The sequence below is a fragment of the Peristeroidobacter agariperforans genome, assembly GCF_004138335.1.
Taxonomy (GTDB): domain Bacteria; phylum Pseudomonadota; class Gammaproteobacteria; order Steroidobacterales; family Steroidobacteraceae; genus Steroidobacter; species Steroidobacter agariperforans.
In genome coordinates, this window is the sequence record NZ_RYFW01000001.1 from 88,397 (window position 1) to 115,005 (window position 26,609).

The window sequence follows — 26,609 nt, forward strand, 5'->3', positions numbered from 1 at the left end:
CTGTATGCGTCTGCTCTCGCGTGCCGCGCTCCTGACGGTCCTCTTGCCACTATCGAGCTTGGCGGCGCAAAGCCATCGCGCTGTCGAATCCCGCGTTGTCGAGAGCGACCTGCGATCGTCGACGAGCGCAGCGCTTGACGAGCGCCTTGCACGCGACTGGGGTCTCAAAGCCGAAGAATGGGGACGGTATCGCCAGTTGATGCAGGGACCACTGGGGCTGTACTCACCCAACCTCGATCCACTCACGGCGCTGGGCATGGAGGCGCGCAACGAAGACGAACGGCAACGCTACGCCGAGTTGCAGGTGCAGGCGGAACGTCGTCGCGTGGAGAAGCTGCTCGCATATCAGCGAGCCTATGACGAGGCATGGCAGCGCCTGTATCCGAGGCAGCAGCGTATCACCGCATCCAGTCTACGCTCGCACCTAGCTTCATCGCAGCCTCTTGCCTCTCCGGTCGAACTACGCCTCGCCGTTTTCGTGAGCAATCACTGCCCGCCCTGCGATCAGCGCGTGAAGCAATTGCAGGCGGCGGGTCAGCCGTTCGATCTCTACATGGTCGGGAGCGACAACAACGATGCAGAGATTCGCCAATGGGCCGCGCGTGCAGGCATCGAGCCGTCCAAGGTCCGAGCCGGACAGATCACGCTCAATCACGATGCGGGACGCTGGGCATGGATCGGCGGACGTGGCGGACTGCCGGCCGTGGTTAAGGAGATTGACGGGCGATGGCAGCGTCAGTGAGCACGCGGACTTCCGCGCTGATGTGTGTCACTTGCCTGTTCCTCGGATCGGGCGCGGCACGGGGCCAAGGCATCACACCGCCTGCCGCCTATCAGCATGCTGCCTCGTCCGCAGACATTCCTTCGACGGTCCTGTTCGCGGTGGCGCTACAAGAGAGCGGCATGACCGTTCGGGGTCGTCTGATCCCGTGGCCGTGGACATTGAACACAGACGGCATGCCTCATCGCTTTCGCCGCCGAGCCGAGGCGTGCGCGGCGCTCCGGCGCGCGCTGACTCAGTATAGAAACGTTGACGTGGGTCTCGGCCAGATCAGCGTGCGCTATCACGGGCATCGCGTCGGAGAACCCTGCGAATTGCTGGATCCCTATCGCAATCTCGCGATCACGGCGGCCATTCTCCGCGAGCACTACACCCCTGGTGAGGATTGGCTGGTCGCCATCGGTCATTACCATCGCCCGGCGGGTGGCGAGCCTGCAGCGCGCTATCGACGTAGCGTCCAGCAGCACCTCGCACGTGTTGTCGGCACGGTGGCGGCCTCACCGGAAGCACGCCGATGAAGCCGCGCTGCCTCCGCGTGTTCGCGGTATGGGTCGGAGCGATCGTCACAGCGCCGGCACTCCCGGACGGGCAGGAACTTATCGTCGTCGACGATCTCGGTGGCGCCTCCGCGCTGCCGTACTACCGCGCACTCAATCTGCAATCGCGGAAACCCTTTCCGTCGTTGGTGGATCCGACGTCGGTGCGAACTCCTTCAGCAAGCACTCGGTACAGCGAAGCGGACCTGCTTCCCGTGCGCTCAGCTCGACTCACGCCGGGCTCCATCGCGCCTCGCGCAATCAATGTGCCGGGCCTCACGCCATTGTTCCTGATCGGCGATGACGATCGATCGCGGGCTTGGTTGCGAGCACGCTTGCCCAAGTTGCGCGCGTTACGCGCGCTTGGCTGGGTCGTGAATGTCAACTCCGCCGAAGCCTTGGCGTCGCTGCGGGAACTTGCACCGGGCCTCACGCTCGCGCCCATCTCCGGCGACGACCTGGGAGCGCGGCTCGGACTGCATTACTACCCCGTGCTGATCACGCCCACGGGCATCGAGCAATGATATGGCGCGGGTGCACGCCCTCGAGGTGCTGCTGCGACCCGCCGTGGAACTGTACACAGTCGCCGCGTGCGTACTGTGCAGTGTGCTCTGTCTCGCCGCGCCCTGGTCACTCGCCCTGCCTCCGTCACTGGGGCTGGGCGCCGCTTCAGTGCTACTTGTTCTCGCGGGATGCCGCCTGCACGAAGCGATCATCGTCCTGCGTTACCGGCGCAACATCCGCCGTCTACCGCGCTATGTGATGACGAGCCGTGCGGTGCCGGTCAGCCAGCATCGGTTGTTCGTGGGTCGCGGCTTTCGTTGGGACCAGCGCCACACACATCGACTGCTGCAGACCTATCGGCCCGAATACCGCCGCTACATTGAACCCAGTGGGTTGTATCAGCGGATTCGATCGCTCGAACATCGGCTCGAGTTCGCCTCATCCCCTCTAAACGGCCTCGCACGCATCACCCAGTGGGATCACGCACTCAATCCGGTCCGCCCATTACCCCCCGTCGGCGGACTACCGCGCCTGCACGGCGTCGAACCTCATGAATCGGACGTGACGCTACCCCTCGGTGAACGGGTCGGACACGTGTTGGTGATGGGGACCACCCGCGTAGGCAAGACGCGCCTTGCCGAACTGCTCCTCACGCAAGACATCCGCCGCCAACGCAGTGGCGAGCACGAGCCTGTGATCGTGTTCGATCCGAAAGGCGATGCGGATCTTCTGACGCGACTGTACGTGGAAGCCAAGCGTGCGGGGCGCGAAGGCGAGTTATATGTGTTCCATCTCGGCTGGCCGGAGCTGAGTTGCCGCTATAACGCCATCGGTCGGTTCGGACGCATCTCTGAGGTCGCAACCCGCGTCGCCGGTCAGCTCAGCGCGGAAGGTGATTCGGCCGCCTTCAAAGAATTTGCCTGGCGCTTCGTCAACATTATCGCGCGCGCATTGGTTGAACTCGGTCAACGACCTGACTATGCACTCATCCAGCAGCATGTCATCAACATCGATGCGCTGTTTCTCGAATATGCTCGCCACTACTTCTCACGCGTCGATCCGAAAGCGTGGGAGATCATTGTCGCGATCGAGGGCAAGCTCAACGACAAAACCATCCCGCGTCACATGCTGGGTCGCGAACGACGGGTGGTGGCGATCGAGCAGTATCTGTCGCAGTCTCGGCTCTATGATCCCGTCCTGGATGGGCTGCGCTCGGCCGTTCGATACGATCGAACGTACTTCGACAAAATTGTCGCAAGCCTGTTGCCGCTGCTCGAAAAGCTCACCACCGGCAAGATCGCGCAACTCCTCGCGCCTCAGTACTCAGATCTCAATGATCCGCGGCCCATCTTCGACTGGATGCAGGCCATCCGTCAGCGCGCTATCGTGTACGTGGGCCTCGATGCGCTCAGCGATGCCGAGGTCGCGAGCGCAGTCGGCAACTCCATGTTCGCCGACCTGGTCTCGGTCGCGGGCAGCCTGTACAAGTTCGGTATCGACGACGGACTGCCAGGTGGCGGACGCGCCGCCAAGATTCCCATCAACGTGCATGCCGATGAATTCGCAGAGTTGATGGGCAACGAGTTCATTCCGTTGCTCAACAAGGGAGGGGGTGCGGGTCTTCAAATCACGGCCTACACGCAAACCCTGAGCGACATTGAGGCTCGCATCGGCAATCGCGCCAAGGCGGGTCAGGTCATCGGCAACTTCAACGCGCTGATCATGCTGCGCGTTCGCGAGACGGCGACCGCGGAGTTGCTGACCCAACAACTGCCCAAGGTAGACATCTACTCCACGTCGCTCGCAAGCGGTGCGACGGACAGCTCCGACCCGCACGGTGACACCGCCTTCGTCTCCTCGACGCACGATCAGATCGAGATGACGAGTGTGCCCCTGATTGAACCGGCGCATGTGGTCGCACTGCCCAAGGGACAGGCCTTTGCGTTGATCGAGGGCGGCACCCTCTGGAAGGTTCGAATTCCGCTGCCCGCCCCGAACCCAGATGAAGTCATGCCGAAAGACCTGCAGACACTCGCCTCCCATATGCGGCAGCGGTATGCGGACCCGCACGAATGGTGGGAAGGCCAGCCGGCTGCTCAGGATCGACCGCTACCTCACGATCTGCGCGGCCTCGCTGAACGCGATAGCGGCTCCTCACCCGAAACAAGCACATGACCAGTCCAGCAGACGCCGCGCAACGGCAGCAGGCTCGTGCGCAAGGTTTGATTGCAAACACCCTGCTGCTCCCATTTCAATTGTTCGGGGTACTGTGCGGTTCACTGATCCTGTCCGTTATCGTGGAATGGATCGGCATGCATTGGGTGTGGCCGGAACAGGGCTGGCATCATGCGCAACACATGCTGGAGCACGAACTCGATCAGCTATCGCTGCAATTCCCGCAGAGTCTGCTCATCGAAGCGCCCGAAGCGACCACCCGTCGCGTCGTCTTGAGTGCATATGACAAGCTGTTCGTGAAGACCGGTGTGCTTGAACACGCACGCGCACTATCAGCACGCGCCCACGTACAGTCCGATCGCATCGAGGGGTTTCGGTCGGTACGGCGTAGGGTCAGCTTACAAATGGAAGCGTATGCGCTCGCGGCCAGCTACACGCTATTGACGTTTCTCGTGCGCGTCGTGGTGTTGTGCCTGACGTTGCCGCTCTTCATCACCGCCGCCTTTGTGGGCTTCGTGGATGGACTCGTGCGCCGGGACATTCGTCGCTTCGGCGCAGGGCGTGAATCAGGATTCGTCTACCACCGCGCCAGAGCGAGCCTCATGCCACTCGCGGTGCTGCCCTGGGTTACTTATCTCGTGCTGCCCGTGAGTATGCATCCGCTCTGGATTCTTCTGCCCGGCGCAATCGGGCTGGGCATTGCCGTGAGCATCACCGCAGCTAGCTTCAAGAAGTATTTGTAACGCTGCTGATCGTGGCGCCGAAAACCGATATCCGGTGCGCGCTCATTCATTGAGGCGCGCTCTCACCGAACGTCGCAGCATCGAGCTCCTATCTCACAATTGAAGCTAACGGGTACGCGTGTAATGACGCTCCAAGGACTCACGATGAAGACCCAACCGCGGTTGTGGGCAGTGACGCTCGCGGTCGGCTTGAGCTTGTGTCAACCCGCCACTGCCGATTCGGATCTAGAGAACGCGCGGCTCGCCGCGCTCATGCGTCAACTCGACGTGCTTGATCGCCTGGCGGCGCAGAGCGCTTCCTCACCGCCCGCGAATACCCGCTACCACTTTGACTACGCGCGGTTGCGCCAGGACCTGGTGCGCATCCGCACAGGTATCGAGGACTACCTGAGCCCGAGTCGGGCGCAGCCGCGCGACCCAGACACGCTGAGCGGTGAGTACCGCCGTGAAGGTGTGCCAGCGCGATGACTCAAGATCAACTCGATGCATTTCTCGCCAACGGCGGTTTCGGTCCCTCCGAAAGCGCCATGCTGCTGCTGAGCACCGTCTTCGCCGTCCTGCTCCTCTGGGGCGTATGGGCGATGCGCGCAGCCTATGTCGGCTGGGCCGAACACCAGCTCCCCCATCGTGCTCTCTTGATGGTCATCGTCCGCTTCGTCTCAATGTACCTCGTGCTGACCTACTTCCTATTGTCGTGATCCGTCGGCTCTGACGCGAGCCTTCTGCCGTTCGCTGCACTTCCCCGCCATTGGTATCCGGCCCTGCCCGTGAGCGTGCGTCTGCTCGGGACGCTCTTCTCAGCGCGACCGGGCTGGCCAGCACGATGAGCAGCATCGCAGGCAGTTTCAACCAATTTCTCTAAGCGCGTATCGCGTTCACTGACCGTTATTCCGGCGCGGGAAAAGCGGTGTGCATCGCGTGCCCATTCATTGCGGCGGCCCCGATCGACCCCTCGCAGCATCACGCCTCCCGCGAGTAGATCGGTGACCCCGCAATGAAATCATCCATCCGTCTCAATCGTGCAATTCCTCTTCTTGTTCTTTCCAGCTTGCTGCTGATTGATATGAGCTTGCCATCCGTCGTGCAAGCACAGGGCCTGCCGACCGTGGAGGATCCCTCGCGACCCAGTGACGGCATCCTAGAAACCATCCAGAACTACAGCTACGACGTTGTGCTGTTGGTTGCACTCCTCGTCATCTCTACGATGTTCATTGGCGTTTGTTATCACGGGTATGTCTCCTATTCGGAGATCCAGACGGGCCGCAAGACGTGGGGTGAGTTTGGTCTGACGGTCGCTGTGGGGGCCGTGCTCCTAGTCATCGCAATCTGGCTGCTCAATGCGGCCACTGACATCCTGTGAGGTCATCGCGTGAGCGGGAATCTCGAGCCACGCGATAGGGTGACGTTCTTGCCGCATCGCCTGAACCGCCAACCTACGGTCGTGCGCGGTCTCACCGCGGATGAGTTGTGGATCACCGTCACGCTGAGCGCAACAGTCGGGCTGCTGATCGGCGTTCCGCTTGCGTGGATTGCGCACAGCATTGCGCTGGCGCCGACCGTCATCGCCGTGAGCATGGCCGTCGGCGTCTTCGCAGGTGGCGGCGTACTCCGGCGACACAAGCGCGGTCGACCGGACACCTGGCTCTACCGGCAGATGCAGTGGCGCATAAGACGACGCGTCCCGGCGCTGTCCCGCTATGTCGGTGCGAGCGAACTCATCGACCGCTCCGGGTATTGGAGTATTCGGCGAGGTCCGACACGATGAGCCGGTTTCAGAATGAGGTCGTGCATCTGCAAGCGCACGTGCGAACGTTGCGCTTCGCGGCCGTCGCGCTTCTACTCATCACATTACTACTGGCGCTCGGTTGGTGGAACGCACCGCGTGAACTGACCATCCATGTGCCACCGGATCTGCGGACAGGCAGTGTACGCAAGTGGTGGGATGTACCGCCGGAGTCCGTTTACGCCTTTACGTTCTACGTCTGGCAGCAACTGCACCGCTGGCCGACCAATGGTGAAGAGGATTATCCAAGAAACATCCGTGCGCTCGACGCGTACCTGACACCCGCGTGCAAAACGTTTCTGGAGCATGACTTTGCCACCCGCCGCGATGCCGGCGAGCTGCGGCAACGTGTACGCGGCATCTACGAAATCCCCGGGCGCGGCTATGGCGAAGCGCCTGCGATTCGGGTCCAGACCGTGTCGAACCGCGACTGGATCGTGACGCTCGATGTGACCGCCGATGAGTACTACGGCTCCGAGCAGGTCAAGCGCGCATTGATTCGCTATTCCCTGAAGGCGGTCCGCGCTGACGTGGATCCGCAGCGCAATCCGTTTGGCCTCGCCATCAACTGCTACAGCACGCCGCCACAACGAATTGCATCGCCTGCCCCAGCAACGCCTGACCGTTCAGGACTACCCGGCACATCGGAAGGCACATCATGAAGCATTCGATCTTCCTCAGCGCGCTCTTGCTTGGCGTTGGATCGGTCGGCCATGCCGTAGAGATCCTTCGATGGGAGCGACTGCCACTCTCGATCCGCCTGGTGGTCGGGCAGGAACGCGTGATCTTTGTCGATCGCAACGTAAGAGTCGGGATACCGGCCTCGGTCAGCGAGCGCTTGCGCGTGCAGAGTGCGGGCGGCGCGTTGTACCTCCAAGCAAGTGCGCCCATCGAACCGACGCGCCTGCAACTGCAGGATGCGATCAGTGGTGCGCTCGTTCTGGTGGACGTGACGGCGGAACATGCGATGGCCGATGCCGCACCTCTGGAGCCGATCCGGATCATTGATGGCGAGGCGGCGCGGGCTCTCACCGATCGACAGCTCCACGCAGGGGCCGATGTACAGGTGTCAGACGACCCTGCGGCCATCCCGACACCCGTTTCTGTGGTACTCACGCGATACGCTGCGCAGAGCTTCTATGCACCGCTTCGCACGCTCGAGCCGGCGTCTGGACTCGTGCGTGTGGCGACACCGCGCAATCTACCCCTCGACACGGTGCTGCCCACGCTGGCGGTGCGTTTGAAAGCAATGGCCGCGTGGCGTCTTGCAGATCATTGGGTGACCGCCCTCCGCATCACGAACGCCGAACCGCAGTGGATATCGCTGGACCCGCGCGCACTGCAAGGTGACTTCCTTGCCGCGACCTTCCAGCACGCCGATCTCGGCCCTGCCGGCGACTCGACGGACACGACGATGCTGTACCTCATCACTCGTGGACATGGCCTGGCTGAAGCCTTGCTACCTTCAATCGGGTCCATCGATGCCAGCTCGAATCTACCGCCCGCATCGATCAACGACGGAGGTCCACGTGAAGAGTAATGGTCTACTCAAGTGGCTCTTGATTCCGATCGTGCTGCTTGTCGTATTCGTCGGCGTGCGATTGCTCTCCAGTCCGCCAACGCCCTCCCCGGCACGTTCCGCAAGTGAAGCAGCAAGCGAATTGACGGCTGAGGAAATGAAAAGTCTCGGCATCGAGGGCGACACCCCGGAGGACACCGTCGCGACGCTCGTGGCTCAGGTCAAGGAGTTACGAACCGAACTCAAGAGTGCCCTCGAGGGCAACAAGCAGCAGAAGGCCGAGAACCAGCGCCTCCGCCAGCGCGAAAGCGCGATCGATCGGCGCATCCAGTCTGCACTCGAGGCCGAGCGGGACCGCTCGCGAGAAGATCGAGAGCAGGGCGCACGCGAGCAAGAGCGAATCCGCAGTCTCCTGCTCGAGCTGCAGCAGCAGCTTGACCGATCCTCACCCGGCCACGCCGACCTACCAGTGGGTCTCGGGCTACGCGAAGAGGATGCCTACGGCCCGCACGACGTCTCCAGCCTCCAATGGGTCGAGCCGCAGGACGCAAGACCCGCAGATAGGAAAACGGGCTCGCGGCCAACATCATCCGCGAGCACTGCTGTGTTCCCGACGAGTTTTGGTCCAGCCCTAGACGATACAAAAGACACCCCGAGCTCCGATGGTGACAAACAACCCGAGGGTGGTGTGTCACAGCGCGAGGTCAAGAAAGCTGATACCACGAGACCCATCTACACGGTGCCGGCGAATTCGACATTGATGGGCGCTGTCGCGATGACCGCGCTGATCGGACGTATCCCGGTCGACGGCGCGATCGATGATCCGTATCCGTTCAAGGTGCTCATTGGTGCGGACAACCTGTCGGCCAATGGCGTCGAACTGCCGGAGGTCGCGGGCGCCATCGCCAGCGGCACAGCCTCGGGCGACTGGACATGGTCATGCGTGCGCGGCCAGATACGCTCGATCACCTTCGTGTTCCACGATGGCACGATTCGCACTGTGGGCTCGACTGCTTCGGGCAACGGGACGACCGGCGACACCCTCCGCAGCGGTCTCGGGTGGATCAGCGATCCACATGGCATTCCCTGTGTCAGCGGCCTACAGCGCAGCAACGCTCAACAGTATCTGACCTCACGATCGTTAATCACCGCGGCCGGCGCCGGCGCGGCTTCGCTCATCGACTCCGACAGCGGCAGCATCTCTTATGTCAGCCCCGCCGGATCGCTCGGCACGGTCGGCATCTCGGGGAATGAGGCAATGGGGCGCATTCTTTCGGGCGGCGTCCAGGACCTCGCACAATGGGTCAACAAACTATATGGCCAGGCTTTCGCTGCTGTGTACGTGCCACCTGGCGCGAAGGTGGCAATCCACATCGAACAGCCGCTCGCGATCGACTATGACGCGGCGGGACGCAAGGTGAACCACACCCTAGGAGCGAGTCATGTTTCGGATCTCGACTAACGCAACACGCATGGCACTGGTGGCCGTGGCGCTCAGCGGCTGCGCGACGAGCAAAGACACGCTGCTCACGCATGACAGCGCCACGATGCTCGACATCTGGAACCAACACACGAGCGGTCAGCCGGGAGCCGGTGCAAATCGGGAACTACTGGATGCGCGGCAAGCACTGCGACGCCCATTGATCGAAGCGGACCGCTCAGCGGCACTCGCCGCCAATGTCACCTACACGCGCACGGCTCGCAGTGAAATCTATCGACAGTTTCCGCGCCTGCCGAATCCCGATCTCATCATGTACGTCTTTCCGCATCTCGCCGGGTCAGAGCAGGTTCCAGTGCCCGGCTACAGCACCGTCTTTGCTTTGCACTCGCGGGTCGAGTATGCCCTGCCGGGCGAACGCACCGACGACTATTGACTGACCAAATCGCTCGCGAGACGCCCGCTATCGCTGGCGTGCGACTTACCGCGCGACTATTCCATCCTCGCTGAATCATCTCGCGCTCGTGTGTGACTGACTGCGTCAGCACCAAGCCAGGCGGCCATAGGTCCTCGAGGCTGCGCTGCGGTTCCCCGCAGTGACCAGAACTATCAGCTCGACATGCTGACGGTCGTACTCGGACGCAGCAATGCCGATGCAGGGACTCTCCAAAATCATCCACACCCGCTATGCGAGGACTCGAACATGGCCGATGCTAAGATCGTTTCCGTCACCATAGGACCGATGCCACGTACGCTACCTGAAGGAATGGGTGACCCCATGCCAAAGGTTCACGCTTATTTCGATGATGGGACCGACGAGGTGCTCTTTCATTACTATCCGGATGAGATCTCCCTCACAGAGAGTGAGTTTATCGGGCTCACAGCTTTGGAAGCCAAAGCGCTACGTCGTCTCAAAGACGTTAGTTACTTGCGCTCCTGAGTTCCTCAGCGCTGCTCGCAGAGTCTGATCTAGCCAACATCAAGCATCTACTTGATGGGACACGGCTTCCCCGCTGCGGGAAGCCGTGTCCCCTTCTTTCTCCCGTCCGCACGATCGTGCATTGACCACGCGCGTGACGTGAGCAACACCATGAGCGCATACCGCGTGCATCTGGCAATAACACCGCCTCTGCCAAAGCGGTATGTAACGCGCACCGATTCCTAGCGGCACGACCCAGCTGACGCTCGCAGCATCACGCCTCTATCCCTCCTACAGACAGGTAACGCCTGTGATGCCCCTTCCCGCAACGCGCAAGGAACAGCCGAACGTGGCTGTGGGCCGTGATCTGATGAAGGCAGAGCAAGATGCTACCGCGGCATTCGCGCGAGCACCGTCCAAACCGAGCGAGCCCTCGGCGGATGCTTGGGAACAGTACGTCGCTCATCTGCGCGCTCACGGCATTCCTGCACCAGATACATGGCGCGAGTCACGGCATCGCCGCGCAACGCTCGCCGACGAACGAGCGCTTTATGATGTCGCACCGTCCTTCGTCGACATGCTCCCGTGGGTCGAGTTCTTACCCAACTCACAAAGCCTGCTCCTCGAAGACGGACGGTCGGTCGCGGCGTTCTTCGAACTGACGCCGATCGCCACTGAGGGGCGCGAAACACTCTGGCTCGATCAGGTCCGTGACGCGCTGGAGGACTCGCTCCAGGACAGCCTCGATGAGCTCGATGACGACCCATGGGTCGTGCAGCTCTACGCTCAAGATGAGACTGGTTGGGACCCGTATCTCCGCGCGCTCCGTGACTACGTTCATCCACGGGCCAAAGGAACGGCGTTTACCGAGTTCTATCTACGTTTGGTCGAGCACCACCTGCGCTCCGTGTCCCGGCCCGGCGGTCTCTTCCGGGATAATGCGGTGACGCAGCTGCCCTGGCGCGGTCAGACGCGACGCGTGCGCATGGTCGTCTATCGTCGCTTGAATGGCATTGATCGTGCCGGCCGGCACTGGGCGTCACGGAATGCATCTCCTCGCGAAGCGTTCCCCGAACAAGATCTGACCATCACCTGCGATCGACTCGTCGGTGGTCTGTCCAACGCGGGCATCAAGGCACGACGACTCGGCGCGGCCGACATTCACGCTTGGCTCGTGCGCTGGTTCAACCCGTCTCCGGCGATGCTTGGAACATCGCCCGAGGCCAGAGAGCGCTTCTATCAGCTCGTTGCCTACCCAGAGGATAGCAGTGCCGAAACGTTAGAGCTGGCGAGCGGCACCGATTTCGCGCAACGGCTTTTCTTTGGTTCCCCACGGTCCGATGCCGATCACGGTGTGTGGTCCTTCGACGAGCGGCCTCATCGCGTCGTCGTGCTCGACCGACTGCGCACGCCCCCGGTCACCGGGCACACGACGGGTGAGACCTCCAAAAGTGGCGAGGCGATCAACGCGCTCTTCGACCAGTTTCCCGATGACACGGTGATGTGCATCACGCTCGTGATCACACCACAGGACCGGCTCGAATCGCACCTGAATTATCTCGCCAGGAAATCCGTAGGAGACACGCTCGACTCCGAGCAGACTCGCCAGGACGTGCAGCAAGCCCGTTCCACGATTGGCCGCGCCCATAAGTTGTATCGTGGAGCAATCGCGTTCTACATACACGGTCGTGATCTCGCCGAACTCGATGACCGCACGCTGCAACTAACCAACGCCCTCCTGGGCGCCGGCCTGCAACCCGTGCGAGAGCACGATGAGGTCGCGCCGCTTAACAGCTATCTGCGCTGGCTGCCCTGCAAGTACAACCCGGCCATGGACCGGCGGCAGTGGTACACGCAATTGATGTGGGCGCAGCATGTCGCAAACCTCGCGCCTATTTGGGGACGCCACCTGGGGACAGGACACCCCGGCATGACATTCTTCAATCGTGGCGGTGGTCTGGTCAGCATCGATCCGCTCAACCGCCTTGACCGACAGATGAACGCCCATCTGTTCCTGTTCGGACCGACGGGGTCGGGCAAGTCGGCGACGCTCAGCAGCATGCTCAATCAGGTCACGGCGATCTACAGGCCGAGAGTCTTCGTCGTCGAGGCCGGCAACTCTTTCGGGCTGTTTGCTGACTTCGCTCGACGGCTGGGGCTGAGCGTGCATCGAGTGCGACTCGCACCTGGCGCCGGCGTGAGCCTCGCACCGTTCACAGACGCCCGCCGACTCGTGGAAACGCCGAATGATGTTCAGACCCTGGACGTCGATGCGTTGGACGAACCGGATACGCCTACGGGACGGACCGACGATCCCGATGAGCAGCGCGATGTACTCGGTGAACTTGAGATCACCGCTCGCCTGATGATCACCGGCGGCGAAGAGCAGGAAGAAGCGCGGATGACGCGCGCCGACCGCAGTCTCATCCGCCAGTGCATCATCGACGCCGCACAATACTGTTCATCGCAGCGACGTACCGTTCTCGCCGGAGACGTGCACGATGCCCTACGGCGCCGCGCGAGCGATCCCGTGCTGCCCGAGCCGCGCAGAACGCGCCTGCTCGAGATGGCCGATGCCATGGACATGTTCTGCCAGGGCGCGGACGGCGAGCTCTTCAATCGCCCAGGGACGCCGTGGCCAGAGGCGGATATCACAATCGTGGATCTGGCGACCTTTGCGCGCGAGGGATATCACGCGCAACTCGCCGTCGCTTACGTCAGCCTCATCAACGCAGTCAACAATATCGCCGAGCGCGACCAGTATCTCGGTCGGCCACTGATCAACGTGACGGATGAAGGTCACATCATCACGCGAAATCCGCTCCTCGCCCCGTATGTGGTGAAGATCACGAAGATGTGGCGAAAGCTCGGCGCTTGGTTCTGGTTGGCGACGCAGAACCTGGACGACCTTCCGGCGGTCGCGAAGCTCATGCTCAACATGATCGAGTGGTGGATCTGTCTCAGCATGCCGGTCGATGAAGTGGAAAAAGTGGCGCGCTTTCGCGAGCTCAGCCCTGCGCAGAAAGCCCTCTTGCGCTCGGCTCGCAAAGAAATGGGCAAGTACTCAGAAGGCGTCATTCTCAGCAAGTCGACGGAGATCCTGTTTCGCGCCGTTCCCCCGAGCCTCTACCTGGCGCAAGCCATGACGGAATCGGACGAGAAGCATGAGCGCCATCAGCTGATGACCTCGGAAGGAATTAGCGAACTGCAGGCGGCCATGCGTGTTGCCGAGCGGCTGGATCGCTCACGCGGCATCGAGCCGCTGTCCTTCGAGGAACTTATTGCGAGCACTACGGCGCGCCCGACGCCTGGCAGTCCCAATAAATAGGGATCGGCGCCAACGCGTGTTCACTGCTGCAGTGAGCTCTCCGCTCGTCCATCTTGATCTCGATTCTGCAGCTATCGGTCTTTCAGGCTGCGTGCGGCTCTGCGCATCGACCGAAACCCAGTCCGCATATGCATCGTAGCCGCGGACCTTCACCAGCACATCTGGTGGCGATGCACTTCTCTTCAGCCAAGTCAGCGATCTTCGAAAGATGGCGTGCATCTTTCAAACAGTCGTGCCTTTTCAACCACTCACTGACGGGAGATGATATGCACACTCATAATATACGCAGCGCCGGGGCCCTCTATGTCGAACGGCTGCAGCAAGCTGTCCGAGTCATGAAAGGACTTTCGGAAGACGAGCGTTCGCACTTCGATATTGATCTGTTCGCGATTCGCAACAAGAGCGGCGTTTCCGCATGCATTGCCGGCTTCTGTGGTTTTGATCCGTGGTTCCAGGCCGAAGGCTTTATGACCACCGTTGGCGACGATAAGTCCCTATCCCGCGGACAGGTCAGTATCCCCGTGGAGATCTTTTTCGGTACTGAGGAACCGTTCTACCGTTCCGGCTATGGGCCTGCGTTTCGCGACCGTCCGATCTCAGTCGATCAGGCCATCGCGGCACTAAACAGGGCAATTGCGTCATTCGATGCGAGCTCGAACACCGAGACTCCTTCAGCCGGCGCATCAAGAGCGGACTAAGGACCTCTGTATGGACACGCGCACCAAGGTTGGCCGCGTGTCCTCTCACCTTGATGCCTGTCGCGGCATCCCGAGAGTCCCGTCCCAGTTAACCACTTCCTTCTTGCAGGAGACCTTTCATGCGTCTCTGTTCCGCGTTGTCCGATCTGTGACCAGCCTGCGATTGGCACCGTTGATCTCATCCCCGGCATTGCCCTCTTCACCGGCATCGGGCCTGATGGCTCAGCGATGTACTGCGGAGAGACCCGAGTTGATTGGAATGGTCAGCAAGTTCGCCGAGGTCCGCATCAGCTCCGGCTCGCGATCTGTGGTGAACACGAATGGGAGTCTCAGATCAATGAATCATGAAATTTTGCGCAAGGTCGCAGCGAAACATACGTCCTCTCTGAGGCGAGCATCATGTGTTGCGATGAGGTCGTCGTTTGTCATCCGTCGCATCGCCGCATTCTAGCGAGCCAGACGACCTGTCATTTCGGACTGCGCCCGAGCCGATACGTGCCGTGCGCGCGCTCTACCCAATTTCTTCACCCGAGGAAACTACTTCATGCTGAGATTCAAAAATGGTGATCTGCGCTTGGTCTTGGAAGAAGCCAAGGCGAATGGCTGCAAGATCCTTCTCGTCAAGGACCATGGCGTGTACATGATGTCTGCCATCGGCGAGAAGGACGATCGTGGCACACACAAGCGATTGGCCTACGCGATCGGGTGCAATCCAAACGTCGACGATTCTGATGCGTGGTGGGACACCGCGAGGCTCGAGTTTGGCGGCGACGATTTCGTCGAGCGATTCGACGTCACTGACCCGGTCTTCGAGGCCATTCTGAACGGCACTGACGATCTGCTCGTGAGCGCGACCGAAACGCACATTCAATTGGAAACTGCTGCGCCACTTTCTCCTACCTAAAGATCGAATCCGGAGAACTTGGGAGGCGATGTTATGAGCACGCTTCGATTCTCCGATGGAGTAGCGATCGATACTTCCGGCGACTATCGCACGCTGAGATTGCCGGATGGATGGTATGTCGTTGGGAATGGACTCTGTTGTCCGTGTCGAGGCGAAAGCGACGCGATCAAGCTCAGGGATGAGCTGAAAAAGAACGTATCGAATCAAACCTCCCGCCAGGTCCCATAGCCTTCTCTTAGCTCCGCGAAGGGACATACGGTCAACCGACCTGTCCCTTCGCGTTCAATCCGCTCTACTCACGTTCGCATTGTTTGCGGCTGCACGACGCGGCTTCGGTTCGACTACCCACTGGACCTGCTTCCTCCAGTGGTACTACAGATGCGCTCAGGGCGAAGGACTCACGACAGAAGCTCGAATCGACGTCTTTTGGTTGTCGTATCGGTCTCGGGTGGAAAGGACAGCACCGAAACCGCCTTCCGAGCGATTGACCAGGTGGGCGTCAAGCGCTGCAAGTTCGTCTTCGCCGACACTGGCAATGAGCATGAGTTGACCTACGAGTATGTGGGCCACTATTTGCCGACCGTGCTGGGCGCCAATGTCGACGTCGTTCGTGCGGAGTTCTCGCGCCAGATTGCCGCCAAGCGCGTTTACTGTGAAACAGTGTGGCCCGAGAAAGGCGTGCCTGAGAAGATCGTGCAACGCGCGCTGCGCGTACTGCATCCGACCGGCAATCCATTTTTGGATCTGTGCCTGTGGAAGGGACGATTTCCCTCACGCATGGCTCAGTTCTGCACGCAGCACCTAAAGCGCATCCCGCTCGATCGGTATCTGCTTGATCGGATCGCCGAAGGCTTCTCAGTCGAAAGCTGGCGCGGCATTCGGCGAGACGAGAGTCTACACCGGCGCAACGCTCCTGATCGCGAACGAGTCGCTGAGGGGTACTGCATCGTGCACCCCATCGCGGACTTGACGAGCATGGAAGTCGTCGCCGCCGTGCGAGCGCGCGGCGTCGAGCTCAATCCTCTCTATAAACTGGGTATGCGACGTGTGGGGTGCATGCCCTGCATCAACTGCTGCAAGGACGAACTCCTGGAAATCTGGAAGCGATTCCCTGAATACCTCGCCATCAAGCGTGAATGGGAGTCGCTGGTTTGCTTGGCCTCCAAGCGCGGATGGAGCACGTTCTTCACCGATGCCGCCAGGGACGGCGAGACCGAGGCGGAGTTGTTCGATCGTTTGTGCATCGACGGACGCGTGCGCTGGGCACAAACGGCTCGCGGCGGTCGCCAGATCGATGCCTTTCGATTGCAGGCCCCGCCGGCATGCAGTTCGGTGTACGGTCTATGCGAATGAGCGCACCCACTGGACGTACCACTGACAGCGATGCTTTCAGGGGTGTTTGGATATTGCTGCTCATGACTGCCTGTGCACTTGCCTTTGAGGCGAGTGCACGGGCAGCGGAGATCTGGGTGATCACCGATCGGGAACATCCGATGGAGATGGCACCGGGTGTTCGCCTGATTGAGTTGGATGCCCCAGCACGCATCAAAGCCGAACTGTCATCGAAGTTGCCTTCCGATCCGGCACAGGCGTCGCTGATCGCGCAACAGCGATTGAAGCGCGGCGGCTCTGAACTGCAAGAGCGCTTGGCAACGGCGTATCAGGGCGTGATCGGTGCCTGGAGCCTGGGCGTCACCAAGGTCCCCGCCATCGTCGTCGATCGGCGATATGTCCTCTACGGAGAGACAAACATTGCGCGCGCACTGGCGAGTGTTGAGGATTATCGACAGAGGACGCAGAGATGACCGGCAGTTGTCGCGCGAAATGGCGTCGGCGCATCACGTACCTGTTGATGAGTGTCACGAGCACCGCCTTCGCGATCGACACCGCCAGCATCACGTCCTCGGCGCTGTCTCTGGACTGCCTTGAATACCGTGTTGTGGGCATCTGCTTCTGGCTACGGTGCTCGATCTATGAGTGCCAAGTCGAGACCTCCGTCCAAGTGCGTCATTACGTCCCCGACGCCGTCGTCTCCAGTTATAGCAACACGGGAGAGAACCCCTGGGTTGAAGTCGCCGCGATGAGTCGACCGAACACGACCGCAGTGAGCGGTGGCGACGGTTCGGCGGATCAGGCCAACGAAAACGACATGGCGAAGTTCAAGAACGCGGATGTGATCGGCCACCCGGCGGGGCTCGTCTTCAATCGATTCGCCGCTCAACTCGGCTACATCTGTCCCGGTGCCGGCACTCCGTTGACACCCTACCTTCTGAGTACCCTCGACACGCTGGCATGGCGATACAACATTCCTGAGATGTTCTACCCGGAATCGCTGATTCCGGGTCGGCGCGAGATCGGCAGTCGCCAGTCACTGAATCTCTGGGGCAACGTCTATCCCCGCGGCGGATTCTTGCATCAAGTGGACGATCACAAATCTGCGGCGGTGGTCGCACAGCGCGCCGGCGACATCGTCACACGTGGCGGCCAACCGCATGTCTATCAACCGTTGCTACCCAGGGATATTCAGATCGTCGAAGGACAGGACGGCTACTGGCCGGCGGGCGCACTCATCGAAAACGACGCGAGGACGGGGAAGTGGCAACCACTCACGCCAACGCTGTCATCAACCTGCGCTGTGTTTCCGCATCGGAATGCGCGGGCGCAAGCCACGGATGGTGGCTATGCCTGGGCACTGTGGCGTCCCTACAGTTGCTGCGAGCGCAGAGGACAGATCTTCCTGGGTCACATCGAGTTCGCCAACTGACCATACGTTCGGCGGCCATTCACCTGCAATGCCGCCCATCGCGCGCCAGTGTGCACACGCCCGCCTTCAAACAGAGCGGGGCCAACAATCCGATGAGCCGCAAGATCGGGTTGATTGCGGTTGAGCCTGACTGAAAGCGATTCACTGTTCCGTGCGTTCCCCTAGCGCCGCACAGAACATGATCACACCTCTTTCCGTTCACCACGCAATCAGACTGGCTGTCGTCAGCGGCCTATTGCTCTCAAGCAGCGCTCTGCTCGCCCAAACCGTCATTGATGAGGATGTACGGATTCATGGCAGTGTGATCGATGATCACGTGCTGTACACGATCGGCGGCGGCAGCGCGGTCTCGATGAGTCGCGCGCCTGGCATGCAGAGTTACGGTGCCGGCATTGGATGGAACGCCAATCTCATCTGCGGCGACATGAGCCTGGAAGTGACGCTTCGCAATCAGCTCAACGGCATCACGGATGGCTTTCAGGCCATCATGAGCGACATCATCGAGAGCGCGACCGCTGCAGTCGCTTCGTTACCTGCGCTCATCATTCAGCGCGCCGATCCTGGGCTGTATAACCTGCTGACCAACGGCATATTGCAGGCACGGCTGGACTATGACCGCAGCAAACTCACGTGCCGTCAAATCGCAGATCGCATGGCCGAGGTCGCGGGTGGACAGTTGGGTTGGGACCAACTGGCCGAAGGACTCGCGCTGAGGGATGCGGTCGCAAGCACCGATGCCGTGTCGGCGATTGAAGCGGCGGAGAACAATCGCGGCAACAATGGCGTGACCTGGATTGGTGGCCAGGATGCTGGGGGCGCGGGACAGGAGCCGATTGGAGTGGTGGGCGATATCGCGCGCGCCGGCTACAACCTTCTGAACGGACGCGGCATCACCGACACCTCACCCATCGACCCGAATGCCTGCAACGGTCGCCTTTCCTGTGCGGCCTGGCCCTCCCCGGATGCCGCGGCTGCATGGGCGATCCGCGTCCTTGGGGAGACACAGCACCGCACCTGTGACACCTGCACCAAGACTCAGGCGACGGCTGGCGTCGGTCTCACCCCGCTGATCCAAGAGGAATACGAACGTAAGCTCCAGGCACTGCAGGGACTCGTCACCGGCGCCCAGGCGCTGACCATCGAAAACCTCGTAGCGGCCGGCAGTACGGCCATGCCGATCACACGAGGCGTCATCGAAGCCCTTCGTGATGAGCCCGACCAGAACCTGCTCGCCCACCGTCTGGCCTCGGAGATCGCGCTCGCCGCCGTGCTCGAGCGGGCACTTCTGCTACAGCGCCTCCTACTGGCTGGCGCCAAGGAACCTAACGTCGCCTCGAACCGGCTCGCTCAAGATGCCATCTCTCGTGAGACCGAGTGGCTCGCGCGAGAGATCGAAAGCCTGCGCACCGAACTTGAAGTCCGCCGCACGCTGGCGTCTAACGCACCCATGGCAATCATCGAGCGCCACAGTGGTCGCAGTGATGCCTCGCGCGGCGTCTTCCAGGGTGATCGCCCCGATCGATTGGAACAGATCCAGCGTGCCGGGGGCGGCGGTCAGAACTGAGATGACTACCCATACGCATGCGCGACGGCCGCTACCTCGTCGTTTTGCACGCGTCCTCCTCTGCGTGCTAGCGGCCGTGCTCGCTGCTGCTGCCATCAACGTGCTTGGCATATGGCTCACGGGTGACGTGAAGGGTTGGACCGCGTGGCTTCACGAGCACGCGGGGTATTTCGCGGTGTGGCGCGGAATTCTGTACGCGATAACGGCTTTGGGGTGGTGGTGGATGTGCGGCCGTGTACTTCGGCGCGAATCAAACGCCGAGACACGAACTCGACTGCGCCGCGCAGAAATCGGCGCAGTGCTCGCGGTGGCCGCGCTTGAGGTTACGACGCTTCTGCAAACTTGATAGAGCGGCGAGCACGACACATGACGTTATATACGAGCGACTACCTTGAGTACTATCTCACGCTCGTCGGCTGGCTCGTCAGCAACGGCATCTGGAATGTCCTCGTCGCCAGCGGCGTGGTGGCACTACCATTCTTGGTGATTGTCCTTCAGGAGTGGCTGCGCTCCCGCACCGAGGGCATAGATGAAGGAAACAAAGGCGTACTCTCCTCGATGCGTATCGAGCAGCGGGTCTGGGTCGCTATACTGATCATTGTGTTCGCTGGCATCCCGCTCATTCAAATCGACCTCAACACCATCCAGTTTGATCGCCCGCGCTCGCGACAATGTCAGGTAACGCTGCCGTTGCCTGCAGAAACAGGGTGGGAGCCCGTGTTCACGGAACTCAACGGACAGTCCGCACAGGTGCCGGTCTGGTGGTTCTTCATCCACGCATTGTCGAAGGCTGTTACAGGCGCTGCTTCAGCCTCTATTCCATGTGGGACGGACTTACGGCAGATGCGCATCGAGATCGATGCGACCCGTATTGATGACCCGACGCTGTCACAAGAGATCGCCGATTTCGGCCGGGACTGTTATGGACCCGCACGTGCTCGGTTGTTCGCAAGCCGGCCCACGCTTAGCGAGGACGAGATGAATGACGTGACCTGGATTGGATCGAGCTACTTCCTATCCACAGCGGGGCTTTACGATACCTATCATTCTCGTACACCGCGCGACGCATGGCCGTACGATCCTGTACGCGATGCAGGATTAGCTGAGACTCCGAGCGGTGACGGCTATCCCACCTGCCAGCAATGGTGGTCAGATGCTGACGACGGATTGCGAGCGCGCTTGCTCACACAAGTCGAGCCGGATTTGTTGCTGCGATTTCGCCAATGGGCCGGGTTCCTGTCGCAGGATGAAGTAGATGATGCGGTCATTCGCGCTATCGCATCCCCACGCCACCAGACCGTCAACCACGGGCAGGTCTACACAGACTATGGCGGGAGAATCGGCATGACCGCACCCAACCTCGCGACGCGCATCGCCGCGGACCTGGGCGTCATGATGGGCACGCTGGGCTATGTGCCGGCGTCAGATGCCATGAGGCAGGCGTTACCGATGGTGTTGTCATTGCTCAAGATGGCACTCGTGATCTGCGTGCCGCTGGTACTGGTGGTGGGCACATTCGAGCTGAAAACCGTAGCGGTCATCAGTTGCGTTCAATTCGCGGTGTTCTTCGTGGATTTCTGGTTTCAACTCGCGCGCTGGATCGATAGCACGATCCTGGATGCCATGTATGGTTGGGACGCTCCGCACAGCAACTTCAATGCTCTACTCGGGCTCAACAATACGTTTCAGGACATGATCCTCAACTGGTTCGTGACTCCAGTCATGTTTCTCGTGCTGCCCTCACTTTGGATGACCGCGCTTACATGGACAGGAATCTATGCAGGCAACGTGCTGCAGGGACTAGCGCAGGGTTCGCGCGACGTCGGGCAGGCCGGTTCGCAAGGCGCAAATGTTCTCACGCGAATGGCTACAACGCGAATTGACGAAGGCTCAAAGGCCCAGAGCAAACGGTAACCGCTTTCGAGAGCGTGAGTTACTGCGACGACTTGTCATCAAGTCGTGGATCGTAAAAGCGTGGATCCGGATCGTCATTGTATGACAGTGGATGATAGAAGAGATCTTCTCGATGATCATCCGGGTCCTTCTCCAGCCATTTCGGCTGGTCCGAATCCTGGGCGGCATTTGATGCGCTTGCTACAAGAATCAGAACGGCAGCAATCACGAGTGCCAACCAGAATGCCGCATAGAGCAAGGCCGCGACAACGCCGAGTTTCAGGACCCACAGCGATGACACGGCAACCTTCCGAGGTACTCCGCGATCAAGCATCCAGCGAGTCGCCCGAACATCTTGACGCACGGCCCACCGCCAGGCGGTGCCGAACCATCGACCCATACGCTCTCCGCGGGTTTTGCTCGCGTAAGTATTCATGGCCGACCTCACCCACAGTCCATTGGAATAACCGAAGAGGCAGCGCTCCTACTCCTACCGACAACCCGGACGAGCTGATGTTCCGAACCAGCTTTTTCCCGCAGTGAAGACTAGACCAGTCGCACCGATCCAGGATATTCAGCCAGCGCGTGGTCCGCAGTCAGCAGCGTAATTCCTTCGATCGACGCCTGAGCGACGAGAATGCGGTCGAAAGGATCCTTGTGAATCGGCGGAAGACTGTCGACAGCAACGACGTGCTCACTGCCGATGGGCAATTCACTGTAGCCGTTGTCGAGCAATGCTCGCCGAAGCACGCGTGGGTCCACCTTGAAATCATCGCGGCCCAACGACCGCTTGATCACGACCTCCCAGAGATTTGCCGCGCTGAAGAACAACTCGTTCTCGGGGGCCGCGATCAGGTCTCGAGCACTCTGCGGCAGGCGGTCAGGCCGCCCGGCCGCCCACAATAATATATGTGTGTCGAGCAGCAGCTTCATTCCTCATTTCCAAAGAGCTGGTCGATCTCCGCACGGCCCATCTCATCAAAGTCATCGGGCACCGAGATCTGCCCCTCCAAGAAGCCGAGACGCTTCGCTTCTCCAGCCGCTGGCGCGTCCAGTGGCACCACCTTAACGAGCGGCTTTCCCGCTTTGGCAATCACAAACGGCTCGCCGCGGGCAGCCTGATCCACCAGGCGCGAGAGGTTGGTTTTCGCTTCATGAATGTTGACGGTCTGCACGGTCGCACCTATAGGCTAAGTTCGATTAGTCTAGTCCGAATCTGGCGCATCCCGCAACGGTCGTAGCCCTCAGGCTGACCAGCCTCGGAATGACAGGAATTTCGTTGCTATACATGTAGTTGCGCACTTTCGAGGTACGCCCTGGTTCGCCATTGCTGCCTGACACCTCCCGCCCAAACGGCTCCGGACCAAAAGGCACAAGAGGGCGGAATGGGAACAGGTGGAATCAAGGGTAAAGGCCCCACCCCTGCAGAGAGGAAACGGCATCGCAGCCCGAAACAGGCGAGCACGAGACGGGATCAGGCCACCAGCCGAACGTCTCCGGCGGAAAAGGAAAAGGGACCTAAAAGGCTCACACGCGATGACGAAAATGTGGAGGCGGCCGCAATCGCTTTTGCCGTGGTGACCGGCCCCTGGCACATAGCATCCTTTCGCCGACCGTTCGCTGCGGCAGGTTGGGACCGGTACGGTTCGCTCCTCACCGTCACGATCCCGGCGGTAGCGCACGGTTTCCTGACTGAGCTTCCCACAGGAGGCAGGCCAGGAGCTTCATGCGAAGCGGAATGCGCGGGCGGTTAGGTCAGTGTCCGCCCGCGCTTCTTTCCCCAGCACGTTGATCTTGCAGCCTTCCCGAGGCAACACTGAAGTCCGCGAATGGAGTGTGAAGCACCGCCCGCCTCGATCCTGATGGAAGCGTTGCCAACTTCCAAAGGAGCTGCGTCCGCATGAGTTTCTATGACGTTCGCACTGTTCCGCAAAAAAGCGGCTGCACAACCTGAGAGCGCGTCGGCTCCGGCGCAGGCGCTGCCGAAAGGGCTGCTGCCGCCCGAATCCGCGGCCAGATTGCTCGCGACGCCGCGTCGTCAACAACTCCTTGATCACATCTGGCAGCGCACGTCACTTTCGCGCGCGCAGTTCGCATCGCTCTACCGCGCGCCGATCGAGCGCTACGCTCTCCTCGTCCAGCAGTTTCCCGCAAGCGAGACGCACCATCACGCGCACCTGGGCGGCATGCTAGATCACGGCTTGGAGATCGTCGCTTACGCGTTGCGGCTGCGGCAGTCACATCTGCTACCGGTGGGTTCGCCGCCTGAATCGCAAGCGGCCCAGGCGGAGGCCTGGACTGCCGGCGCCGCATACGCCGCGCTCCTGCACGATGTCGGCAAGATCGCAGTCGACCTACACGTCGAGCATCAGGACGGCCGCCGCTGGTATCCGTGGCACGGCCCACTGCAGAAGCCCTATCGGTTTCGTTTCCGACGCGATCGCGCGTATCGATTGCACGGCGCCGCTGCAGGTTTGGTGTACACGAACATCCTTGACCCACTGATCATGGATTGGCTCAGCGGCTTTCCTGAACTTTGGGCGGCGCTGCTCTATGTGCTCGCCGGCCAATACGAACATGCGGGAATTCTGGGCGAGCTCGTCGTGCAAGCCGACCAAGCCTCGGTCGCACAAGATCTCGGCGGAGACCCAGCGAAAGCACGCACCGCTCCAAAGCGGACCCTGCAACGCCAGTTGATCGACGGTCTGCGCTATCTCGTGAGAGAGCTGAAACTCAACCAGCCTCACGCGTCCGATGGATGGTTGACACAGGATGCTTTGTGGCTGATCAGCAAGACAACTTGCGACAGGTTACGCGCACATCTGCTCTCACAAGGAATCGACGGGATCCCGGAAAACAACGTCACGTTTTTCAATGCGCTGCAGGATCATGGGATTGTGTTGGCGGCGCCCAACGGCAAGGCGATCTGGCGAGCGACAGTCATCAGCGATGCCGGCTGGTCGAATACTTTCACTTTCCTGCGGCTGTCCCCTGCGATGATCTGGGAAGCCAATGAGCGTCCACCGACGTTCAAGGGGACGATTCGGATCGAGGACGCTGCGGATTCGAGAAGAGAGACAACACCGGCCGCCCACGCTTTGACAAGTACGCCAGCTGAGCACGCCAGTGCTGGTTCATCGCATGTCGAAGCCATTCATCAAGAGGCGGTCAAAGACGCACTCGCCCTTTCGGATCTGCCCAGCGCTTGTCCTGCGTCCGACGACAACGCCGAGCGTGCCAGCGCCCCGATATCAATGTCGGATGGTGAAAGCACGCGCATGCACAGCAATCCATCCACCCCGCCGGTCGAAGCACCCGGCGAGAGGTTCATCACTTGGTTACGCGACGCCGTCGCGAGTCACCGCCTCATCATCAATGACTCGCGCGCGCTCGTTCACACGGTTGACGGCACGGCATTTCTCGTTTCACCTGGCGTATTTCAACGCTATGCACAGGAAAACCCCGAACTCGCCGAAGCCGCCCGGCATGACGGAATGGCGGCATGGGAATGGATTCAGAAGCGCTTCGAACGCCTGCGCGCACACAAGAAACAACGGAATGGACTCAATATTTGGACGTGCGAAGTGACGGGGCCGCGTAAGAGTCGGCGGCTGCACGGCTACCTGCTGATCGATGGTCACGCGATATTTTCGCAGCTGCCGCCGAACAACCTGTACCTAAAAGTTCAGACGGATAGCAAAAATCCGAATGCAGCTGCTGCATGAACGGCCGCGCGTATTTTGGACATCCTCGGTGCGCGGCGCGACCAAATAGATCCAGGAAAGGCGAGGGTCGCGTAAGCAAGTCCAATTCAAGGGTCGAAGTGCCAAGGCAGGAAACAATCCGGCATCACGCGTCAGCGCGTAGTTCGTGGAAGCGCGCGGCACCTCTCATTCAATCTGCACGGGACCGGTCCCTATGGACGCTGGGTTGGGCGTCCCTCACGACACGAGCATAGTCGCATGCCCGAATCCGAGACAACCGCGACCACGACCTACCTCAGTTGCGAACAGGCCGGAGCGCATCTCAATCTCAGCCCGAGGACATTGGAGAAGCTGCGCACGGTGGGTGGAGGGCCACGCTTCCGGAAACTCGGGCGGCGAGTCCTGTACAAACTCGCTGACCTCGATGCCTGGTCTGACGCTCGTGCGTGCGAGAGCACATCTGATCCCGCGTACACGACATTGCACGATTAGCGATTAGGATGTGCGCGCTCCGACTTGCTTGGCATTACTCATTCCACGAGGACTGAAGCAAACGGGCTTCTGGGCAATGCGTCCGCTTCGGCGCGTGATCGATCTGACCTGGCGGCATCGAAGAAGAAGAGCGATGTCGTTCATGATCATCGTAAGCGCCACGTCGAAGTACACTGTCGATCCGCGCTTATCGAGAGATCCGCTCGAGTTGGAATCGGTCACATGGCACCCGGGCTTCAGTCTATCGATCCTCCGATCCTGATCGCTTCGAAAGGCATGTACCGGCCCGCTTTGTTGCAGGCATGGGGTTTCGTCAAGCGGACGGTTCGGGCAGCAAGCTACATGCAGACAATTGAGCTCGCCGCGGTGCAAGCGCGAAACGCCGCGTCCCTGTCGGCGCTTAGCGAGGAACAGGGGACATGGCAGACCCTCAATTGCGAAATGGTCGTAAACTTCCGCCCTTGCTCTCTGAGTTGTGCACCTCCAGTACATCAATGATCCTGACCACGAAGCGCTGCTGTGTTTTGGAAAGAGCCTGAAGCCGCTCCGCGTGTCGCATCGCTCGAGGAGAAAGCCGTCCTTTCCTAGATGGCACCGGACCAAAGCCCAAGAGCTGATCTATCGATAGCTTGAACAGTGTCGCGATCCGTTCCAGAACGAGAACGGAGATCCGCCGATCTCCAATTTCATAAGCGAACACTGCCTGCTGAGACACGCCGAGCGCGCGAGCCAATTCTGCTTGCGTCATACCTCGTGATTTACGCAACTGTGTGACGCGACTCCCGAGCATGGCGAAGTAGACGCGACTGTCCTTCTTGATCAGCCCTGGCCTGGGCGATGCGATCAGGGTGTCGCTCACGTGCG

General features: G+C 60.7%; 28 protein-coding genes. 24 read left to right on the forward strand and 4 right to left on the reverse strand.

Features of this window, described 5'->3' with window-relative positions:
• Positions 1 to 4: 4 nt before the first annotated feature.
• The 22 genes from EK373_RS00420 (at position 5) to EK373_RS00530 (ending at position 21,570) form a co-directional block, all read left to right on the forward strand.
• Positions 5 to 742, forward strand: a complete 738-nt coding sequence (locus tag EK373_RS00420) for a TIGR03759 family integrating conjugative element protein (protein WP_129643219.1) — start codon at positions 5 to 7, stop codon at positions 740 to 742.
• On the forward strand, positions 727 to 1,299 hold the full coding sequence (locus EK373_RS00425; RefSeq protein WP_129640796.1) for a transglycosylase SLT domain-containing protein: 573 nt from the start codon (positions 727 to 729) through the stop codon (positions 1,297 to 1,299). The genes EK373_RS00420 and EK373_RS00425 overlap by 16 nt, the downstream gene beginning before the upstream one ends.
• A complete protein-coding gene (locus EK373_RS00430) occupies positions 1,296 to 1,841 on the forward strand; it encodes an integrating conjugative element protein (protein WP_129640797.1) in 546 nt (181 codons plus the stop codon). The genes EK373_RS00425 and EK373_RS00430 overlap by 4 nt, the downstream gene beginning before the upstream one ends.
• A 1-nt stretch (position 1,842) precedes the next feature.
• Positions 1,843 to 3,996, forward strand: a complete 2,154-nt coding sequence (traD, locus tag EK373_RS00435; protein WP_129640798.1) for a type IV conjugative transfer system coupling protein TraD — start codon at positions 1,843 to 1,845, stop codon at positions 3,994 to 3,996.
• Positions 3,993 to 4,739, forward strand: a complete 747-nt coding sequence (locus EK373_RS00440; protein ID WP_129640799.1) for a TIGR03747 family integrating conjugative element membrane protein — start codon at positions 3,993 to 3,995, stop codon at positions 4,737 to 4,739. The genes traD and EK373_RS00440 overlap by 4 nt, the downstream gene beginning before the upstream one ends.
• Positions 4,740 to 4,883: 144 nt before the next feature.
• Positions 4,884 to 5,207, forward strand: coding sequence for an integrative conjugative element protein, RAQPRD family (locus tag EK373_RS00445; protein ID WP_129640800.1), 324 nt, complete (start codon positions 4,884 to 4,886; stop codon positions 5,205 to 5,207).
• On the forward strand, positions 5,204 to 5,437 hold the full coding sequence (locus EK373_RS00450) for a TIGR03758 family integrating conjugative element protein (RefSeq protein ID WP_129640801.1): 234 nt from the start codon (positions 5,204 to 5,206) through the stop codon (positions 5,435 to 5,437). Before EK373_RS00445 ends, EK373_RS00450 begins: the two co-directional genes overlap by 4 nt.
• 365 nt (positions 5,438 to 5,802) lie before the next feature.
• A complete protein-coding gene (locus EK373_RS00455) occupies positions 5,803 to 6,099 on the forward strand; it encodes a TIGR03745 family integrating conjugative element membrane protein (protein ID WP_232831088.1) in 297 nt (98 codons plus the stop codon).
• A gap of 9 nt (positions 6,100 to 6,108) precedes the next feature.
• Positions 6,109 to 6,504 carry a TIGR03750 family conjugal transfer protein gene (locus tag EK373_RS00460; protein ID WP_129640803.1) on the forward strand — a complete coding sequence of 132 codons (396 nt, stop codon included), beginning with the start codon at positions 6,109 to 6,111 and terminating at the stop codon, positions 6,502 to 6,504.
• A complete protein-coding gene (locus EK373_RS00465) occupies positions 6,501 to 7,184 on the forward strand; it encodes a PFL_4703 family integrating conjugative element protein (protein ID WP_129640804.1) in 684 nt (227 codons plus the stop codon). Before EK373_RS00460 ends, EK373_RS00465 begins: the two co-directional genes overlap by 4 nt.
• Entirely contained in the window at positions 7,181 to 8,062 is an 882-nt protein-coding gene (locus EK373_RS00470; protein ID WP_129640805.1) for a TIGR03749 family integrating conjugative element protein, read from the forward strand. The genes EK373_RS00465 and EK373_RS00470 overlap by 4 nt, the downstream gene beginning before the upstream one ends.
• Positions 8,052 to 9,503, forward strand: a complete 1,452-nt coding sequence (locus tag EK373_RS00475; protein ID WP_129640806.1) for a TIGR03752 family integrating conjugative element protein — start codon at positions 8,052 to 8,054, stop codon at positions 9,501 to 9,503. The genes EK373_RS00470 and EK373_RS00475 overlap by 11 nt, the downstream gene beginning before the upstream one ends.
• The gene (locus tag EK373_RS00480) at positions 9,484 to 9,915 is read left to right on the forward strand and encodes a TIGR03751 family conjugal transfer lipoprotein (protein WP_129640807.1); all 432 of its coding nucleotides are present in this window, start codon (positions 9,484 to 9,486) and stop codon (positions 9,913 to 9,915) included. The genes EK373_RS00475 and EK373_RS00480 overlap by 20 nt, the downstream gene beginning before the upstream one ends.
• 183 nt (positions 9,916 to 10,098) lie before the next feature.
• Positions 10,099 to 10,419: a hypothetical protein gene (locus tag EK373_RS00485; protein ID WP_129640808.1), complete on the forward strand. Its 321-nt coding sequence runs from the start codon at positions 10,099 to 10,101 to the stop codon at positions 10,417 to 10,419.
• A gap of 349 nt (positions 10,420 to 10,768) precedes the next feature.
• Entirely contained in the window at positions 10,769 to 13,726 is a 2,958-nt protein-coding gene (locus EK373_RS00490; RefSeq protein WP_129643220.1) for a conjugative transfer ATPase, read from the forward strand.
• A gap of 266 nt (positions 13,727 to 13,992) precedes the next feature.
• Positions 13,993 to 14,424, forward strand: a complete 432-nt coding sequence (locus EK373_RS00495; protein WP_129640809.1) for a hypothetical protein — start codon at positions 13,993 to 13,995, stop codon at positions 14,422 to 14,424.
• Between the two features lie 544 nt (positions 14,425 to 14,968).
• Positions 14,969 to 15,328 carry a DUF3085 domain-containing protein gene (locus tag EK373_RS00500; RefSeq protein WP_129640810.1) on the forward strand — a complete coding sequence of 120 codons (360 nt, stop codon included), beginning with the start codon at positions 14,969 to 14,971 and terminating at the stop codon, positions 15,326 to 15,328.
• Positions 15,329 to 15,706: 378 nt separating this feature from the next.
• A complete protein-coding gene (locus EK373_RS00505) occupies positions 15,707 to 16,681 on the forward strand; it encodes a phosphoadenosine phosphosulfate reductase domain-containing protein (protein WP_129640811.1) in 975 nt (324 codons plus the stop codon).
• A gap of 62 nt (positions 16,682 to 16,743) precedes the next feature.
• Positions 16,744 to 17,133 (forward strand): TIGR03757 family integrating conjugative element protein, encoded by a 390-nt coding sequence (locus EK373_RS00510; RefSeq protein ID WP_129640812.1) that lies wholly within the window; start codon positions 16,744 to 16,746, stop codon positions 17,131 to 17,133.
• On the forward strand, positions 17,130 to 18,092 hold the full coding sequence (locus EK373_RS00515; RefSeq protein WP_129640813.1) for a TIGR03756 family integrating conjugative element protein: 963 nt from the start codon (positions 17,130 to 17,132) through the stop codon (positions 18,090 to 18,092). Before EK373_RS00510 ends, EK373_RS00515 begins: the two co-directional genes overlap by 4 nt.
• A 178-nt stretch (positions 18,093 to 18,270) precedes the next feature.
• On the forward strand, positions 18,271 to 19,656 hold the full coding sequence (locus EK373_RS00520) for an integrating conjugative element protein (protein ID WP_129640814.1): 1,386 nt from the start codon (positions 18,271 to 18,273) through the stop codon (positions 19,654 to 19,656).
• Positions 19,657 to 20,022: 366 nt separating this feature from the next.
• Positions 20,023 to 21,570 (forward strand): conjugal transfer protein TraG N-terminal domain-containing protein, encoded by a 1,548-nt coding sequence (locus EK373_RS00530; RefSeq protein ID WP_129640816.1) that lies wholly within the window; start codon positions 20,023 to 20,025, stop codon positions 21,568 to 21,570.
• Between the two features lie 19 nt (positions 21,571 to 21,589).
• Here the strand turns inward: EK373_RS00530 and EK373_RS00535 are convergent, their stop codons facing one another.
• The 3 genes from EK373_RS00535 to EK373_RS00545 all read right to left on the reverse strand — a co-directional run bounded on the left by EK373_RS00535 (position 21,590) and on the right by EK373_RS00545 (position 22,724).
• Positions 21,590 to 21,985, reverse strand: a complete 396-nt coding sequence (locus EK373_RS00535) for a DUF3742 family protein (RefSeq protein WP_129640817.1) — start codon at positions 21,983 to 21,985, stop codon at positions 21,590 to 21,592.
• Positions 21,986 to 22,095: 110 nt separating this feature from the next.
• Positions 22,096 to 22,482, reverse strand: coding sequence for a type II toxin-antitoxin system VapC family toxin (locus tag EK373_RS00540; RefSeq protein ID WP_129640818.1), 387 nt, complete (start codon positions 22,480 to 22,482; stop codon positions 22,096 to 22,098).
• On the reverse strand, positions 22,479 to 22,724 hold the full coding sequence (locus EK373_RS00545) for a type II toxin-antitoxin system Phd/YefM family antitoxin (protein ID WP_129640819.1): 246 nt from the start codon (positions 22,722 to 22,724) through the stop codon (positions 22,479 to 22,481). The genes EK373_RS00540 and EK373_RS00545 overlap by 4 nt, the downstream gene beginning before the upstream one ends.
• Positions 22,725 to 23,459: 735 nt before the next feature.
• Here EK373_RS00545 and mobH point away from each other — a divergent pair.
• Both mobH and EK373_RS33590 read left to right on the forward strand, forming a co-directional pair.
• Complete coding sequence (mobH, locus tag EK373_RS00550; protein ID WP_129640820.1) at positions 23,460 to 25,274, forward strand: MobH family relaxase; 1,815 nt, start codon at positions 23,460 to 23,462, stop codon at positions 25,272 to 25,274.
• A gap of 237 nt (positions 25,275 to 25,511) precedes the next feature.
• Positions 25,512 to 25,745, forward strand: coding sequence for a helix-turn-helix transcriptional regulator (locus EK373_RS33590; protein WP_129640821.1), 234 nt, complete (start codon positions 25,512 to 25,514; stop codon positions 25,743 to 25,745).
• Between the two features lie 430 nt (positions 25,746 to 26,175).
• Here EK373_RS33590 and EK373_RS00560 read toward each other — a convergent pair whose 3' ends face one another.
• Complete coding sequence (locus EK373_RS00560) at positions 26,176 to 26,604, reverse strand: helix-turn-helix domain-containing protein (protein WP_129640822.1); 429 nt, start codon at positions 26,602 to 26,604, stop codon at positions 26,176 to 26,178.
• Positions 26,605 to 26,609 lie beyond the last annotated feature (5 nt).

Excerpts from the sequence above, each read along its gene's own strand:
- EK373_RS00420 (WP_129643219.1), top strand. The coding sequence starts at position 5 with ATGCGTCTGCTCTCGCGTGCCGCGCTCCTGACGGTCCTCTTGCCACTA.
- EK373_RS00425 (WP_129640796.1), top strand. The coding sequence starts at position 727 with ATGGCAGCGTCAGTGAGCACGCGGACTTCCGCGCTGATGTGTGTCACT.
- EK373_RS00430 (WP_129640797.1), top strand. The coding sequence starts at position 1,296 with ATGAAGCCGCGCTGCCTCCGCGTGTTCGCGGTATGGGTCGGAGCGATC.
- traD (WP_129640798.1), top strand. The coding sequence starts at position 1,843 with ATGGCGCGGGTGCACGCCCTCGAGGTGCTGCTGCGACCCGCCGTGGAA.
- EK373_RS00440 (WP_129640799.1), top strand. The coding sequence starts at position 3,993 with ATGACCAGTCCAGCAGACGCCGCGCAACGGCAGCAGGCTCGTGCGCAA.
- EK373_RS00445 (WP_129640800.1), top strand. The coding sequence starts at position 4,884 with ATGAAGACCCAACCGCGGTTGTGGGCAGTGACGCTCGCGGTCGGCTTG.
- EK373_RS00450 (WP_129640801.1), top strand. The coding sequence starts at position 5,204 with ATGACTCAAGATCAACTCGATGCATTTCTCGCCAACGGCGGTTTCGGT.
- EK373_RS00455 (WP_232831088.1), top strand. The coding sequence starts at position 5,803 with ATGAGCTTGCCATCCGTCGTGCAAGCACAGGGCCTGCCGACCGTGGAG.
- EK373_RS00465 (WP_129640804.1), top strand. The coding sequence starts at position 6,501 with ATGAGCCGGTTTCAGAATGAGGTCGTGCATCTGCAAGCGCACGTGCGA.
- EK373_RS00470 (WP_129640805.1), top strand. The coding sequence starts at position 7,181 with ATGAAGCATTCGATCTTCCTCAGCGCGCTCTTGCTTGGCGTTGGATCG.
- EK373_RS00480 (WP_129640807.1), top strand. The coding sequence starts at position 9,484 with ATGTTTCGGATCTCGACTAACGCAACACGCATGGCACTGGTGGCCGTG.
- EK373_RS00485 (WP_129640808.1), top strand. The coding sequence starts at position 10,099 with ATGCTGACGGTCGTACTCGGACGCAGCAATGCCGATGCAGGGACTCTC.
- EK373_RS00490 (WP_129643220.1), top strand. The coding sequence starts at position 10,769 with ATGAAGGCAGAGCAAGATGCTACCGCGGCATTCGCGCGAGCACCGTCC.
- EK373_RS00495 (WP_129640809.1), top strand. The coding sequence starts at position 13,993 with ATGCACACTCATAATATACGCAGCGCCGGGGCCCTCTATGTCGAACGG.
- EK373_RS00500 (WP_129640810.1), top strand. The coding sequence starts at position 14,969 with ATGCTGAGATTCAAAAATGGTGATCTGCGCTTGGTCTTGGAAGAAGCC.
- EK373_RS00505 (WP_129640811.1), top strand. The coding sequence starts at position 15,707 with ATGCGCTCAGGGCGAAGGACTCACGACAGAAGCTCGAATCGACGTCTT.
- EK373_RS00510 (WP_129640812.1), top strand. The coding sequence starts at position 16,744 with ATGACTGCCTGTGCACTTGCCTTTGAGGCGAGTGCACGGGCAGCGGAG.
- EK373_RS00515 (WP_129640813.1), top strand. The coding sequence starts at position 17,130 with ATGACCGGCAGTTGTCGCGCGAAATGGCGTCGGCGCATCACGTACCTG.
- EK373_RS00520 (WP_129640814.1), top strand. The coding sequence starts at position 18,271 with ATGATCACACCTCTTTCCGTTCACCACGCAATCAGACTGGCTGTCGTC.
- EK373_RS00530 (WP_129640816.1), top strand. The coding sequence starts at position 20,023 with ATGACGTTATATACGAGCGACTACCTTGAGTACTATCTCACGCTCGTC.
- EK373_RS00535 (WP_129640817.1), bottom strand. The coding sequence starts at position 21,985 with ATGAATACTTACGCGAGCAAAACCCGCGGAGAGCGTATGGGTCGATGG.
- EK373_RS00540 (WP_129640818.1), bottom strand. The coding sequence starts at position 22,482 with ATGAAGCTGCTGCTCGACACACATATATTATTGTGGGCGGCCGGGCGG.
- mobH (WP_129640820.1), top strand. The coding sequence starts at position 23,460 with ATGACGTTCGCACTGTTCCGCAAAAAAGCGGCTGCACAACCTGAGAGC.
- EK373_RS33590 (WP_129640821.1), top strand. The coding sequence starts at position 25,512 with ATGCCCGAATCCGAGACAACCGCGACCACGACCTACCTCAGTTGCGAA.